Here is a 14,219-nt window from a genome sequence, read left to right as displayed (position 1 = left end):
TCGCTTGCGAGCAAGTCTCCCACAGCGGCCCCGTAGAAAGGCTGTGGGAGCCAGCCTGCTGGCGAATCCCGATACCTTTACAGCTCCTGCCCACACCCGTTCAGAGTGGTATCGCCGTAGCTGACCACCACGGTGTACGGATACTGTTTCCCGCTCATGTCGTCCTGGCAGGGGCTCTGTTCGATTTCCACGGTCAGGTCGGTGTCTTCGTTGCTGGCCTGGTAGAGGGTTTTGCCGCCTTCTTCCTTGGGACCGGGATCCGGAGTGGCGATGGTGGTTTCGCCGTAATCGGTGACCAGCTCCAGTTTCACCTGCGGATAGATGGCCAGGCTCCAGCCGGGCTCATTACCCGCCGCCCAGAACTGGGCGCCCTGCTCACGAACTTCCTGCGCCGCCGGAGACAACCCGGCGCCCTCCACCCCTTCCATGTTCTCCGGATTCTCCCGAGGCGTGTCGTCGCCGGGCACCCGGTGAACGATGACGGTTACCGGCTGGTCGTTGCTCTCGCCCACTTCCACGGTATGCCGCTCGGTGGTGGTCCACAGCAGTTTGTCCTGCTGATCCCGGATTTCCGCGCGCACCGCGTAGCCCATGCCCATGTCCGGATTGACGTCACCGCGCATGTACGTCAGCGCAAACGGAATCGGCACCTGGGTTTCCGGTTCGATGGTCTGCTCGGCGATCACCTTGGCCGCGGCATCGGCCAGGGACACATCCTCCAACACCACCCTCACGGTGACATCCGGCGGCAACGCGATGCGCTCCCGATAGAGCACTTCGCCTTTGAGGGTCACCTGCTGTTCTTCCTGTTCCATGGCGGCGCCTCCTTGCCCGGAGGATTGGGAATCGTTGGCCGGCCCCTGGTCACAGGCGGTCAGCAAGGCGGCCACCGTCAGGGCGGAGAGAGAAAGCGTGGTTTTCATGATCGCTCCTTGAACATGGCGCAAGACTGGGAATTCACCTGCAAACTCTAGCAGGCGCCAGGGCAAAAGCGATGAGGGCGGATGAAGGTTTGATGAAAATAAACAAAGCCCCTCGCCAGGGTCCTGGCAAGGGGCTCGGGGCGGGAATCAGACCTGTACGCTCAGGCTGACGTCGATGTTGCCGCGGGTGGCGTTGGAGTACGGGCACACTTCGTGAGCCTTGTCGACCAGTTGCTCCGCCTGGGCCTGATCCAGCCCCGGCAGGCTTACGGTCAACGCCACTTCCAGGCCAAAACCGGCGCCCACCGGGCCGATACCCACCTGCCCCTGAACACTGCTTTCAGCGGGCAAAGCCACCTTGGCCTTGCCGGCGACCAGTTTCAGCGCGCTGAGAAAGCAGGCGCTGTAGCCGGCGGCGAACAACTGCTCCGGGTTGGTACCCTCGCCACCCGGGCCACCCAGGGCCTGCGGCGTGGTCAGCTTCACATCCAGGGCGTTGTCGCTGCTCACGGCGCGGCCGTCACGGCCACCGGTGGCTTTGGCTTCGGCGCGATACAGTACTTTTTCGATGCTCATGGTGTTCTCCTTTACGGTCACTTTACGCTATTGAATAGCGCACTATTTAAATAGGCCAAAAGCAAGGCGCCAATGTGCAAAGTAAGTGGCGCCCTACCCGTTCAGTTTACGGCGCAAGGCATGAAGCTGATCTTTCAGTGCCATCAGTTCCTCCGGCTGGCACTGGCTGGCGCAGGCCACCGCTTCGGGAATCGCTTCGGCCCTGATGCGCAGATCACGCCCCGGGTCGGTAAGCTGTACCCTTACCCGGCGCTCATCATCGGCGGCCCGGCGGCGGGACAGCAGCCCCATGCCTTCGAGTCGCTTGAGCAGTGGCGTCAGCGTGGCGGAATCCAGAAACAGCCGCTCGCCGATCTCCGACACGGTCTGCCCATCCTCCTCCCACAACACCATCATGACCAGGTATTGCGGGTAAGTGAGCCCCAGTTCGCGCAACAACCGGCGGTAGACCTTGGTCATGGCCAGATTGGTGGAATACAGGGCGAAGCAGACCTGGAGGTCGAGCTTGAGCAGGCTGTCGGGGGCATTGTGATCGTTCATGAGGGCGATATTAAATCGCGCGCTACTTAATATCAAGAAAAAAACAGGGTCTGACAGCGGGCTTCCCACGGAAGGGAGCTACGAAGCCGCTGTGGGAAGCGGCCTTGGCCGCGAATTGGGACTGGAGATATGAATTCACACTGTATTCGCTGGCAAGCCAGCTTCCCACAGCGGCTTCGTAGCAGTGCCGTGGGAAGCAGGATTGCTCGCGATAAGGACGTTAGCGCGGCAGGCGCTCGATCAGCATGGCCACGCCCTGGCCGATACCGATACACAGGCTCACCAGCGCGTAGCGGCCGCCGGTACGTTCCAGCTGACGCAGCGCGGTCAGAGCCAGACGGGAACCGGAAGCGCCCAGCGGGTGGCCGACGGCGATGGCGCCACCGTTCGGATTGAGGCGTTCGTCGTCGCCTTTCAGGCCCAGTTGCTTGCAGCAGCCGAGCACCTGAGTGGCGAAGGCCTCGTTGATTTCAATTACGTCCATGTCCTTGAGGGTCAGACCGGCACGATCCAGCACCTTGTTGCAGGCCTCCACCGGACCCAGGCCCATGACCCGCGGTGCGACACCAGCCACGCCGCCGGCGATGATGCGGGCGCGCGGCGCGATACCGGCGGCTTCGCCGGCGGCACGGGAGCCGATGATCAGCGCGGCGGCGCCGTCGTTGACCCCGGAGGCGTTGCCGGCGGTGACGATGCCGCCCTCAACGATGGCCGGCAGCTTGGCCAGCTGCTCGGCGCCGGTGCCCGGACGCGGGTGCTCGTCGGCGTCCACCACCAGCGGCGGCTTCTTGCGGCCCTGGGGCACTTCCACCGGCATGATTTCTTCCTTGAAGAAACCGTCGGCGCGGGCCGCTTCATAACGAGCCTGGGACTGGGCCGCGTAGGCGTCCGCTTCCTCGCGGCTGATGCCCAGTTCGGCGGCCACGTTGTGAGCGGTTTCCGGCATGGTGTCGGCGCCGAATTCCTTCAGAATACGCGGGTTGGGGAAGCGTGCGCCGATGGTGCTGTCGAACACCTTCATGTCACGGCTATAAGCGGTTTGTGCCTTGGCCATGACGAACGGGGCACGGCTCATGGATTCCACGCCGGCGGCGATCACCAGGTCGCCTTCATTGACGGTGACCATGCGGGCGGCGTCCAGAGTGGCGGCCAGACCGGAACCGCACAGGCGGTTCACGGTGACACCGGCCACCGACTCCGGCAGACCGGCCAGCAAACCGGCGTGACGGGCCACGTTACGGGCGTCTTCACCGGCCTGGTTGGTGTTGCCGGCCACCACGTCCTCGAACTTCTCCAGCGGGAAGTCGTTGCGGTTGACCAGGGTGCTGATGACGGAAGCCAGCAGGTCATCCGGGCGCACCGGTGCCAGGGCGCCGGCGTGGCGGCCAAAAGGAGTACGCAAACCGTCGTAGATATAGGCGTCAAGCATGCTGTGAGGTCCTCAAAGGTTGGTCCCGAATCCAAATGTTCTGGTGAGGCGGTGATCAACCGCAATCGCGGTCCATAAGCCGCTCCCACTAAGGCACGGCGCCATTCATAGGGAAGCACGGGAAGTGGCGTCCGCTGTGCGGAATGTTGTTTTGAAACTTGACGGAAAGGATAGGCCGTGACAGAGTGCCTTGCAAGTCGGGTGACCGCCCGGTCCGCCCATTCCAGGGAGGCGTCCACACCGCGATCCACTTCGCGGCTCCGGTTCATCCTCCGCCAAACTCTCTTGCCGATCGAAACGACAGAATCATGATTCGTGACCCCGAACTGCTCAACCAGCTCGTCGACACTGTTCGACGTTTTGTCCGTGACCGTCTCGTGCCCGCCGAACAATCCGTAGCCGAGAACGACGCCATTCCCGAAGACATTGTCCAGGAAATGAAAGAGATGGGCCTGTTCGGCCTGTCCATTCCGGAAGAGTATGGTGGTCTGGGCCTGACAATGGAAGAAGAGGCACTGGTGGCGTTCGAGATCGGACGGACCTCGCCGGCTTTCCGTTCCCTGTTCGGTACCAATAACGGTATCGGCGCCCAGGGTATTCTGATCGACGGCACCGAAGAGCAAAAGCGCAAGTACGTGCCGAAGCTGGCCACCGGCGAAGTGATCAGTTCCTTCTGCCTGACCGAGCCGGACGCCGGCTCCGATGCCGCCAGCCTGAAAACCCGCGCCGTGCGCGATGGCGACCACTACATCCTGAACGGCACCAAACGGTTCATCACCAATGGCCCGAAAGCCAACCTGTACACGGTGATGGCACGCACCGACCCGGATAACAAAGGCGCCGGCGGCATTACCGCCTTTGTCGTCGAGGGCGACACCCCGGGCCTGATCCGTGGCAAGCCGGATGTGAAAATGGGCCAGAAAGGCGCCCACACCTGCGACATCACTTTCGAAGATTGCCGGGTGCCGGCGGAAAACATCATCGGCCTGAAGGAAGGCCAGGGTTTCAAAACCGCGATGAAGGTACTCGATCGTGGCCGCCTGCACATCTCCGCGGTGTGCGTGGGCGTGGCCGAACGCCTGATCGAGGATGCCCTGCGCTACGCCATGGAGCGCAAGCAGTTCGGTCAGCCGCTGGCCGAACACCAGTTGATCCAGGCGATGCTGGCCGACTCCCGCGCCGAAGCGTTCGCCGGCCGTTCCATGGTTCTGGAAGCCGCCCGCACCAAGGATGCCGGCCAGCCGGTGAGCCTGGACGCGTCCTGCTGTAAACTGTTCTGCGCGGAAATGGTGGGCCGGGTGGCCGATCGCGCGGTGCAGATTCACGGTGGTTCCGGCTATATGTCCGAATACGCGGTGGAGCGTTTCTATCGCGATGTGCGTTTGTTCCGGATCTATGAAGGCACCACCCAGATCCAGCAGATCGTGATCGCTCGCAACATGGTGCGCGAGGCGCAATAAGCATAGCCGTCCTTTTCTGTATGAAAAGGACGGCTATTCGCTGCCAAGGCAGCCTCCCACAGCGGCTTCGTAGCACGGCTGTGGGAAGCTTGCTTGCAAGCGAATGTTTGCAATCGGGGGATACTTTAATTGAACAGGGAATGGCCCCGGCGTTTGCGCCGGCTGCTGGATTACGCCTTGCCGCTGTGCATGGCCGCCACCCTGGTTTCCCTGTTGTTCCCCAATCCGCTCTCCCCCTGGATCGCGCGCCCCACTCTGCTGATCTATCTGCTGGTTCAATGGCGCCGCAAGAGCAAACTGGCCAAGGGCCTGCTGTTGTTCATCGCCGCCCTGTCCGTCCTGATATCGAGCCAGAGTGACAATCCCCTGCCCCAGTTTCTGGCGGCCTGGGACCGCTTCTGTTTCTTCGCCACTTTTGTCTCCGCCCTGGGCCTGTTACGGGTGTCGGCCATGCGCTCCCGTCTGGTCCGTCACGCCGGTCAGGTGTTGATCCGCCAGCGTCCGGCCTGGCGTTATCCGACGCTGTCCATCGGCACCGCGGTGTTCGGCATGATCATCAACATCGGCGTGATCGGCCTGTTCGGCTCCATGGTGCAACGCAGCAACAGCCTCAGTGCCGCCGGCGGCGAACGGCGTGTGCAAGCGGTGCGTGAACGGCGGATGATGCTGTCGATTCTGCGCGGCTTTGCCCTGGTGCCGTTGCTGTCGCCGCTGGGCGTGACCATGGCGGTGATGCTGTCGAACATGCCGTCGCTGCGCTGGCACACCATCGCGCCGGTGGCTCTGCCCACCGCGGTACTGATGTTCGCCATGGGCTGGTTGCTGGATTGGGTGCTGCGCCCGCGCAACCTGAAAGTGCCGCCGGTGGATCGGCGTTCTTCCAAACCCTTGTGGCAGTTCACTGCCCTGGCCGCGGTCATCACGTCGGCGGTATTCCTCTGTGGCTGGGTGCTGGATGTGCGCTTGCCGGTGGCAGTGCTGATCGCCTGCCCGCTGAGCGCCTTCACCTGGTTGTCGTTGCAGCGGCGCCGGCTGGGCGGCGGCACCGGTGCGCGACGGGCGGCCATGCTGTTGTACCGGCATTCCCGTCTGATCTTCGGCGCCAACCGTAACGAAGTGGCGATTCTCGGCGGCTCCGCTTTCCTCGGCGCGCTGCTGGTGCCGGTGATTGATCGCGACATGCTGGCCGAGGCGCTGTTGCACACCGGCCTGTATGGCCCCTGGTTCGCGGTCGCCGCGATGATGGCGGTGATCCTGCTGGCGCAGATCGGCCTCAATCCAATCGTCTCGGTGACCCTGATCGCCGGCCTCTTCGCCGACACCCATGAGATCGGACTGGAACCGGTGGTGCTGGCGGTGGCGCTGATGAGCGCCTGGTCCCTGGCGATGATCACCTCCCCCTTCACCGCCGCCATGCAGGTGCTCGAGCAACTGTTGCAGCGCTCCTCCTACATGATCGCCTGGCGCTGGGACGGCCTGTTCTTCTGGATCATCGTGCCGACACTGTGCGTGTGGGTGTTCGTGCTGCATTCTTTTCTGGGATGAGCTGCCGGGGTGAGAGATGGGGGTAAACGCCCCTTCTCCCATCCTCTTGACGAAATACGTCTCAGACGTATACTGACCAAATGTACACGGTAGTTGAAACGCCCACTTTCGCAGCGGATGCGGACAAATTGTGGAGCACAGAAGAACGAGCCGAGTTTTGCGCCTGGATCGCAGCGCACCCATATGCCGGTAATGTCGTCCCTGGTAGCGGCGGTTGTCGCAAAGTCCGCTGGTCCCGGCCGGGAATGGGTAAAAGAGGCGGGGTACGCGTTCTTTACTTCACCCGCCTGGCCAATGGAGAAATCTGGCTGCTGGTGATGTACGCCAAAAACACCACTAGCACTATCCCGCCGCACCTGCTGAAAGCCATACGCGAGGAGTTGGAAAATGGCCAAGGATAAAACTCTGACCGGAGAGGAACTGGGCAAGAAGCTGCTGCAGTCGGTTCGAGAAATGAAAGCGGGCTACGTTGCCCGCAAAACCGAAGTGAGCGACAACGAAGTGGCCCAGGCCCGCCACCGTACCGGTTTGTCTCAGTCCGAATTCGCCCAGGCTCTGAATATTTCCCATCGCACTCTGCAGGAATGGGAACAGGGTCGGCGCGCGCCGTCCGGCGCCGCCCGGACACTGATCGCTATTGCCTTGCGCCACCCCGAGGTGATCGTGGAGGCGCTTGCCGACGAGGGATAATTCAGAGGTGGCTACGCGGCCGAGAGCCTATTCGCTGGCAAGCCAGCTTCCCACAGCCATGCTACGAAGCCGCTGTGGGAAGCTTGCTTGCAAGCGAAGGCCTGACTTATTCCGGCCGGATGTGCGCGGTGGCTTCGTCTTCCACGCGTTGCCAGATTTCCACGCCCATGGGGTTCTCCGATTCTTCCAGGATGTGCCCCACCAGGCCGATGGCGCGGGCCATGACGCCGAAGCCGCGCACGATTTTCCAGGGGAAACCGAATTCACAGCAGATCGCGCCGATGGCGCCAGTGGCATTGATCGGCAGTTGTTTGCCGGAAGCCGCTTCGGCTTTGGCGGCGATGCGCTGCATCAGATCCACGTAGCGACCGGACAGGCCGTTCTCCTCGGCGATCTGGAACAGCCGCGGTGTGCGAGGATCCACCGGCTTGTGCAGCGGGTGGCCAAGGCCAGGAATGATTTGCTTGCGGCCACGGAAGTCGGCGACCACTTGATCCGCCAGAGCCTCCAGATCCACATCGGCTTTCGGATCCGGCAGCGCTTCATAAAGCATTTTCGAGGCGCCTTCCATGCTGCCGACGAACACCGTGCCAAGACCGCACAGGCCGGCGGCCACCGCCGCTTGCAGGGATTCCGGCGCGCCGGCATAGGTGATGCGGGCGGCCAACGCGGACGGTGTAATACCGTGTTCCACCAGGGTGATGACAATGGCGTTGAACACCTTGGATTGCTGCTCGGTGGGCGCTTTCCCGGTCAGTTGCAGGTAGGCGAGATCCCCCAGATTCATGTGCCCGAGAATTTCATTGGGCAGATCCTTGCCCCGCACTTCGATACGGTCACGGGTACTCCAGGCGATGTCGGAGCGAATCGGTTTGTTTTGACGAGCCATGGTGACTTCCTCGTTTTGGTTCGTTGGTATGAAAGAACGGATCGCGTTACAGCGGCTTCGTGACTCCTGTTCTGTGGGAAGCTGGCTTGCCAGCGAACTGGCCTGAGGCATATCTTCAGGGCCCCATTCACTGCCAAGCGGAGCGCCGCCCGGACAGTTTCCCACAGCGGCTTCGTAGGCCGGTCTGTCTGTAACAGAGCGACGATTCAGAGTTCAGTTTGCGCGTCTTTCCGGGTTCCGGGCAGTAGCAGACCGCTGAGATAAACCAGCCCCACCAGCGCCACGCCGGCCACATCCGTCTCCCAGCCGGGCACCATCATCAGCAGGCCGCCGATCAGGAACAGCAACGCCTTGAAGCGGCTCAACGCGCCATGGAAATAGGCGTAGCGTTCCAGCCCGGCGGACAGCATCCAGACACCGATGGCGGCGGTGATGACATAGCGGACGATCAGTATCGGTTCGCCGCGCAGAATCAGTTCCGGTTCCACCACGAACAGGAACGGCAGAATGAACAGCACGGATCCCAGCTTGAAGGACTGAAAGGCGGTCTTCATCGCCGGCTCACCGGCCACACCGGCGGCGGTAATGGACGCCAGCGCCACCGGCGGCGTGATATAGGACAGCATGCCCCAATAGAGAATGAACATGTGGCTGGCCACCGGGTCCAGGCCCATCTTAACCAGCGCCGGCGCCAGCACGATGGCCAGGAAGATGTAGCAGGCGCTGGCGGTCATACCCATGCCCAGTACGAAGCTGGTGAGCGCCCCCAGTATCAGCAGCAACGCCACGTTGTCGCCGGCGTACTGGATCAGTTCACGGGAAAAAGCCGTGCCGGCGCCGGTCAGGGACAGCGCCCCCACCACCAGCCCGATGCCAGCCAGAATCGCCACCAGATTGGCCACGTTTTTGCCGGACTCGACAATCACGTCCAGGATCACCCGCTTGCGGTTACCGCCGCGATGCAACACCAAAGCGGTTACCAGCAACGCCACGGACGCGTAGAACGGCGCCATGGATTCAATCCGCCAGGCCAGCAGCAGAAAGACCAGCAGCGCCAGGCTGAACAGATAGATCCAGCCTTCCAGCAGGGTTTTCACCACCGATGGCAGTTCTTCCCTGGGCAGTCCTTTCAGCCCCTTGCGCGCGGCGTGCGCGTCCGCCTGCAGGAACAGGATCAAATAGAAAAACAGCGCCGGCACCAGAGCGGCGGACGCCACTTCCAGGTACGGGACATTGAGAAAGGACGCCATGATAAACGCCACCGCGCCCATGATCGGAGGCATGATGGTGCCACCGGTGGAGGCGCAGGCTTCCACCGCGGCGGCATAGGTGCCGGGGTAACCGTAGCGCTTCATGGTGGGGATGGTCATCGGGCCGGTGGACAGCACATTGGACACGGCGCTGCCGGAAAGGCTGCCGAAAAAGCCCGAGGACAGAATCGAGACCTTGGCCGGCCCGCCACGGCGGGATCCCATCAGCGCGTAGGCCAGCTTCATGAAGAAATCACCGCCACCGGACACCGTCAGCACCACACCGAAGACAATGAAGCCGATCAGCAGATCCGCCACCACGCGCATGGGAATGCCGATGATGCTCTCCACGCCCATGGCGTTGGCGCGCACGGCTTCCCCCAGGGTGTATTGGGATCCCCACAACACGCCGGGCATGCTGTCGGCGAACAGCGGATAGATGCTGAAAACCAGACACACCAGCAACAGGACGGTGCCACCGCAACGGCGCACGCCTTCCAGCGCGATCAGGACCAGCACTCCGGACAGCACCGTGGGCAGCATCGGCGCGTCGATATCCCAGCCACTGTTGATAATGGTGGCCGCGTTGGAGGAGAAGTAGACGCCCACCGCCAGCGTTATCAGCGCCAGCAGCCAGTCGTACCACGGCACCCGCTCACGGCTGCCCTTGGTGGCCGGAAAAACCAGAAAAGCCACGGCCACGAACACGCCGATCAACAGGTAATAGAAAGCGGTACTCAGTGGCTGAAAGCCGAACAGTTTGAGTGTAAAGACCTGGTTCACCGCCAGGGTCAGCCCCAGGGCGGACAGTATCAAGACAGCGACGTAAGCGGCGCCGGATACCCGTGTGGCCTCCCCTTCCGGGCTCGTGGCCGGGGCGGCGTCGGGATTGGTTTCGGCCTGCATGGTGGTTTCTCCGTCATTCAGTCGATGGCGGCGAAGCGGCCGCGACGGGATCACCGCGCGACCGTTTCGCTCACAAGCCTGAGCGGTCTCAACCGGCGCTCAGGGCCTCTTTGCGGTAGTCCATCCAGAATTGCGGCCAGGCGTCGTCACTGATGCCTTTGGTTTTGGCTTCGTCACGCGCGGCCTTCCACGCGGCCTTCACTTTCTGAAGATGCTCGATACGCTTCTGGTTCCATTTGTCGTCCTCGGCGGTCCACACGCCGATTTCCTTCAGGTAGCGAATCGCACCGGGGTGGAAAGGCGCGTCCACCGGCGGACGTCCGGACAATTTCACGTCCCAGCGGGGCATCACCGGATTGGAGTCTTTGTACAGGTCGTAGGTGGACACCACCGCCTTGGTCATGTTGTAGGCCTCATCGTCGGAGAGCGCGGCGTAGGTGACGATCATCGGATAGCGGTACGCCGCCATCGGTGCCGGTTTGTCCTCGGACATACCGGCGCCCACGGTTTCCATGGCCGCTTCGAAGATCGGTGCGACCTTGTTCAGACGGTCCCAGGCGTCCTTGTCGTCCAGCGGGATATTCGGCCAGGCCAGACCGCGGGGGCTGGACTCCAACTCATAGAGCGTTGGCGCTCCCGGAGACACGATGGCGGCATCGACGGTGTCTTCGATCATGCCGCGCAGGGACGCGCCATAGGACGGCAGGCGCACCTGCTGGACGTCATCCCAGGTCAAACCGGCGGACGCCATCAGCGCTTCGGCTTTGATATTCACCGAAGGGTTGGCCTCCACATAGGCCACGCGCTTGCCACGCAGATCCTCGAGCGTCTTGATGTTGGCATCGGCGGCGGTGGCCAGCGACACCGAGGCCGGACGGCCCAGCAGCACACGCAGATCCTGGGGGCCCCAGTCGGGGCTGGCGAAATCGTAGATCCCTTCGGCGGCGAAATAGGTTTCGGTGGCGAGGAACGCGAATTTGACCCGGCCGGTTTCCAGCGGCTTGAGACGGCCGATGGCGGTGCCGGAGGGCATGATGCGAATACGCACGCCGTACTCTTTCATCAAAGCGTCGGCGATCATCGACGCTTCGGTATAACCGGAGGAGCCCACATCGTAGGCGCTCCAGAGCATGGAACGTTCCAGGTTGACGTCGTCGGCCAGCGCGCTGTGCGCGGCGACCAGAGGCAGAGCGGCCAGCGCCGCCCATTTGGCGAGGGATTTGAACATAATGGTTATCCTTATTGTCGAGTGTTGGTCGTGAAAGGTCAGGCTCGGGTTGTTGTCAGTGGCTAGTCGTGGCTTGGTCGTCACACCGCTCCCACATATCTATAGCCCGCTGTGGGAGCTAGCTTGCTGGCGAATTACGGCCTCCGACGTTGGCACATTCGCTTGCAGGCAAGCTCCCACAGCGGCTTAGTAGCATGAGCTGTAGGAGCCAGCCTTGCTGGCGAATCAAGGCCGTCCGGCGTTGGCACATTCGCTTGCAGGCAAGCTCCCACAGTGGCTTCGTAGCATGATCTGTGGGAGCCAGCCTGCTGGCGAATTCCAGCCCTCTGGCGTTGGCACATTCGCTTGCAGGCAAGCTCCTACAGCGGCTTCGTAGCATGAGCTGTGGGAGCCATCCTTGCTGGCGAATCAAGGCCGTCCGGCGTTGGCACATTCGCTTGCAGGCAAGCTCCTACAGCGGCTTCGTAGCATGAGCTGTGGGAGCCCGCCTTGCTGGCGAATCCCAGCCCTCCGGCGTTGGCATATTCGCTTGCGAGCAAGCTTCCCACAGTGGCTTCGTAGCCTGGTCTGTAGGAGCCAGCCCTGCTGGCGAATCAAGGCCCTCCGGCGTTGGCACATTCGCTTGCAGGCAAGCGCCTACAGAGGCTTCGTAGCTACGTCGGGTGTATGTCCCTGTTAAATCGGATCCCAGGTGAACACGTCGCCGCTGCGCTCCAGCGGATAGAAGGTGGACTTCAGTGCCGGGATGGCGTGGTCGGCCACGGTTTCCGGAGTCCAGCCTTCGCCGCGGTGCACGCTCTTGAGCGGACGGCTCTGGCCCATGGTGAAAATCTCGTTGTTGCGCACGGAGAAGATCTGGCCGCTGATGTCCTGGGCCTGATCCGAAGCCAGGAACACCACCAGAGGCGCATTCTTGTCCGGAGTCATTTGCTTGAGTTTTTCCACTCGCGCTTTTTCTTCGTCGGTGCGGGCGGGAATGGAGCTGGTCATGCGGCTCCAGGCGAACGGCGCGATGCAGTTGGAACGCACGCCGTAACGCTGCATGTCCAGAGCGATGGACTTGGACAGCGCGGCGATGCCCAGTTTCGCGGCGGAGTAGTTGGCCTGGCCAAAGTTACCGATCAAACCGGAAGTGCTGACGGTGTGGATATAGGCACCACTGTGCTGCTTGCGGAAAATTTCGGCGGCGGCACGGCTTACATAGAAAGTGCCGTTGAGGTGAACATCCACCACCAGTTGCCACTCTTCCAATGACATTTTGTGGAACATGACATCGCGCAGCACGCCGGCATTGTTGACCACCGCGTCGAGACGGCCGAAGTGATCCTGCGCGCAATCGACGATGCGGCGGGCGCTGTCCCAGTCGGACACGCTGTCGGTGTTGATGACGCCTTCGCCGCCCAGCTCGCGCACCATGGCGAGGGTTTCTTCCGCCGGGCTTTGCGAACCGCCTTCACCGGTGAGGGATACGCCGATGTCGTTGATCACCACTTTGGCGCCGGCGGCGGCGGCCGCCAGAACATAGGCGCGGCCTACACCGCCGCCACCACCGGTGACGATGACGACTTTGTCTTCCAGCATGGGTTGTTGTGCCATGATTTCTCTCCCGTTGATACTTTTGTCTCAGGACGGCAGCCCGAGGACGTGTTTGGCCAGAATGTTGCGTTGAATTTCGTTACTGCCACCGTAGATGGTGGTGGGCCGCGACTGGATGAAGATCCCCGCCGGATGCAGATCCGGGTCACCGGGCAAGGGCTCCAGCGTGCCGGAATCCTCGCCGGCAGTGAGCAACGCCAGTTCGCTGATGCGTTGATACAACTCGGACTGATGCACTTTCAGCATGGAGACGTCCGGCCCCAGGGACTCGCCGCGTTTCAACTGATCCGCGTAGTGCTCGTAAAGCGCCTTGTGGCAATCCAGGTCCATCGCCAGAGTGGTGTAACGGTCCTGGAACAGCGGGTCGTTCCAAACACCGAGCCGGCGCGCCAGACGCTCCACCCGCACCAGGGCGTTGGAAGATTGCTTCGGCGAGCCGAGGAAAATCCGTTCGAAGCCGAGCAGCGCCTTGGCCATGCTCCAGCCCTTGTTGACCTCGCCCACCAGATTGGCCTTCGGCACGCGCACGTCGGTGAAGAACACTTCGGCGAATTCGGCCTGGCGTTCCAGATTGGGAATCGGCCGCACTTCAATACCGGGGCTGTCCATCGGCACCAGCAGGAAGCTGATGCCTTGCTGCGGCTTGCCTTCACGGCTGGTGCGCACCAACACGAAGATCCAGTTGGCCTCGGTGGCCATGGTGGTCCAGATTTTCTGGCCGTTGATTACCCATTCGTCACCATCGAGCAGCGCCTCAGTGCGCAGGCCCGCCAGGTCGGAGCCGGCGTTGGGCTCGGAGTAGCCCTGGCACCAGATGTGCTCGCCGTTGATGATCTTCGGCAGAAAGTGCGCTTTCTGTTCGTCGCTGCCGTAACGGATCAGCAGCGGACCGAGCATGGTGATGCCGGAATCCGGCAGACGGGCGCAGCCGTAATTTTCCATCTCTTCCATCATCGCCAGCTGTTTGCCGGCGCTGAGACCCATGCCGCCGTGCTCGGCGGGCCAGCCCGGTGCCAGCCAGCCTTTTTCCGACAGCTTCTGGTACCAGGGACGGCAGGGACCGATGCCCAGCCGGTACGGTGGGTTACGGATTTCCTCCGGATAGTTTTGTTCCAGCCAGTGGCGCACCATGACGCGGAAGTCTTCGTCGCTCATGCTGTTGTAGTCGGTGTTTTGCTCAGCCATGT

The 14,219-nt window shown here is 62.2% G+C and carries 12 protein-coding genes; 3 read left to right on the top strand and 9 right to left on the bottom strand.

From position 1 onward, the window contains the following. Positions 1–77: 77 nt before the first annotated feature. From MA04_RS17500 to MA04_RS17485, 4 genes are all read right to left on the bottom strand, one after another. Complete coding sequence (locus MA04_RS17500) at positions 78–923, bottom strand: YbaY family lipoprotein (RefSeq protein WP_262461844.1); 846 nt, start codon at positions 921–923, stop codon at positions 78–80. A 147-nt stretch (positions 924–1,070) separates the two neighbouring features. Continuing rightward, positions 1,071–1,499: an organic hydroperoxide resistance protein gene (locus tag MA04_RS17495; RefSeq protein ID WP_262461842.1), complete on the bottom strand. Its 429-nt coding sequence runs from the start codon at positions 1,497–1,499 to the stop codon at positions 1,071–1,073. Positions 1,500–1,592: 93 nt separating this feature from the next. Next, on the bottom strand, positions 1,593–2,039 hold the full coding sequence (locus MA04_RS17490; RefSeq protein WP_262461840.1) for a MarR family winged helix-turn-helix transcriptional regulator: 447 nt from the start codon (positions 2,037–2,039) through the stop codon (positions 1,593–1,595). Positions 2,040–2,259: 220 nt separating this feature from the next. Next, positions 2,260–3,468, bottom strand: a complete 1,209-nt coding sequence (locus MA04_RS17485) for a 3-oxoadipyl-CoA thiolase (RefSeq protein ID WP_022994209.1) — start codon at positions 3,466–3,468, stop codon at positions 2,260–2,262. 308 nt (positions 3,469–3,776) lie between these two features. Between MA04_RS17485 and MA04_RS17480 the strand changes: the two genes are divergently transcribed. The 3 genes from MA04_RS17480 (at position 3,777) to MA04_RS17470 (ending at position 7,163) form a co-directional block, all read left to right on the top strand. Further along, positions 3,777–4,928 carry an acyl-CoA dehydrogenase family protein gene (locus MA04_RS17480; protein WP_014994038.1) on the top strand — a complete coding sequence of 384 codons (1,152 nt, stop codon included), beginning with the start codon at positions 3,777–3,779 and terminating at the stop codon, positions 4,926–4,928. 129 nt (positions 4,929–5,057) lie between these two features. Further along, positions 5,058–6,473, top strand: a complete 1,416-nt coding sequence (locus MA04_RS17475; protein WP_262461838.1) for a hypothetical protein — start codon at positions 5,058–5,060, stop codon at positions 6,471–6,473. Between the two features lie 387 nt (positions 6,474–6,860). Next, positions 6,861–7,163 (top strand): helix-turn-helix domain-containing protein, encoded by a 303-nt coding sequence (locus tag MA04_RS17470; protein WP_022994205.1) that lies wholly within the window; start codon positions 6,861–6,863, stop codon positions 7,161–7,163. A 106-nt stretch (positions 7,164–7,269) separates the two neighbouring features. Here the strand turns inward: MA04_RS17470 and MA04_RS17465 are convergent, their stop codons facing one another. The 5 genes from MA04_RS17465 to MA04_RS17445 form a co-directional block, all read right to left on the bottom strand. Next, positions 7,270–8,052: a citryl-CoA lyase gene (locus MA04_RS17465; protein ID WP_026948909.1), complete on the bottom strand. Its 783-nt coding sequence runs from the start codon at positions 8,050–8,052 to the stop codon at positions 7,270–7,272. Positions 8,053–8,258: 206 nt separating this feature from the next. Then, positions 8,259–10,208, bottom strand: coding sequence for a TRAP transporter permease (locus MA04_RS17460; protein ID WP_262461836.1), 1,950 nt, complete (start codon positions 10,206–10,208; stop codon positions 8,259–8,261). 88 nt (positions 10,209–10,296) lie between these two features. Beyond that, positions 10,297–11,436 carry a TAXI family TRAP transporter solute-binding subunit gene (locus MA04_RS17455; RefSeq protein ID WP_262461834.1) on the bottom strand — a complete coding sequence of 380 codons (1,140 nt, stop codon included), beginning with the start codon at positions 11,434–11,436 and terminating at the stop codon, positions 10,297–10,299. A 675-nt stretch (positions 11,437–12,111) separates the two neighbouring features. Then, complete coding sequence (locus MA04_RS17450) at positions 12,112–13,032, bottom strand: SDR family NAD(P)-dependent oxidoreductase (RefSeq protein ID WP_080530749.1); 921 nt, start codon at positions 13,030–13,032, stop codon at positions 12,112–12,114. A gap of 27 nt (positions 13,033–13,059) precedes the next feature. Continuing rightward, complete coding sequence (locus tag MA04_RS17445; protein WP_163121378.1) at positions 13,060–14,217, bottom strand: acyl-CoA dehydrogenase family protein; 1,158 nt, start codon at positions 14,215–14,217, stop codon at positions 13,060–13,062. Positions 14,218–14,219 lie beyond the last annotated feature (2 nt).

This window comes from Alloalcanivorax balearicus MACL04, assembly GCF_025532145.1.
Lineage (GTDB): Bacteria > Pseudomonadota > Gammaproteobacteria > Pseudomonadales > Alcanivoracaceae > Alloalcanivorax > Alloalcanivorax balearicus.
Note: the sequence above shows the minus strand (reverse complement) of the source record. Positions and strands in the feature narration are given on the sequence as shown.

What these genes read in the sequence shown, in the direction of transcription:
- MA04_RS17470 (WP_022994205.1), top strand. Translation starts at nt 6,861, where the DNA reads ATGGCCAAGGATAAAACTCTGACCGGAGAGGAACTGGGCAAGAAGCTG.
- MA04_RS17460 (WP_262461836.1), bottom strand. Translation starts at nt 10,208, where the DNA reads ATGCAGGCCGAAACCAATCCCGACGCCGCCCCGGCCACGAGCCCGGAA.
- MA04_RS17465 (WP_026948909.1), bottom strand. Translation starts at nt 8,052, where the DNA reads ATGGCTCGTCAAAACAAACCGATTCGCTCCGACATCGCCTGGAGTACC.
- MA04_RS17450 (WP_080530749.1), bottom strand. Translation starts at nt 13,032, where the DNA reads ATGGCACAACAACCCATGCTGGAAGACAAAGTCGTCATCGTCACCGGT.
- MA04_RS17480 (WP_014994038.1), top strand. Translation starts at nt 3,777, where the DNA reads ATGATTCGTGACCCCGAACTGCTCAACCAGCTCGTCGACACTGTTCGA.
- MA04_RS17455 (WP_262461834.1), bottom strand. Translation starts at nt 11,436, where the DNA reads ATGTTCAAATCCCTCGCCAAATGGGCGGCGCTGGCCGCTCTGCCTCTG.
- MA04_RS17490 (WP_262461840.1), bottom strand. Translation starts at nt 2,039, where the DNA reads ATGAACGATCACAATGCCCCCGACAGCCTGCTCAAGCTCGACCTCCAG.
- MA04_RS17495 (WP_262461842.1), bottom strand. Translation starts at nt 1,499, where the DNA reads ATGAGCATCGAAAAAGTACTGTATCGCGCCGAAGCCAAAGCCACCGGT.
- MA04_RS17445 (WP_163121378.1), bottom strand. Translation starts at nt 14,217, where the DNA reads ATGGCTGAGCAAAACACCGACTACAACAGCATGAGCGACGAAGACTTC.
- MA04_RS17500 (WP_262461844.1), bottom strand. Translation starts at nt 923, where the DNA reads ATGAAAACCACGCTTTCTCTCTCCGCCCTGACGGTGGCCGCCTTGCTG.
- MA04_RS17485 (WP_022994209.1), bottom strand. Translation starts at nt 3,468, where the DNA reads ATGCTTGACGCCTATATCTACGACGGTTTGCGTACTCCTTTTGGCCGC.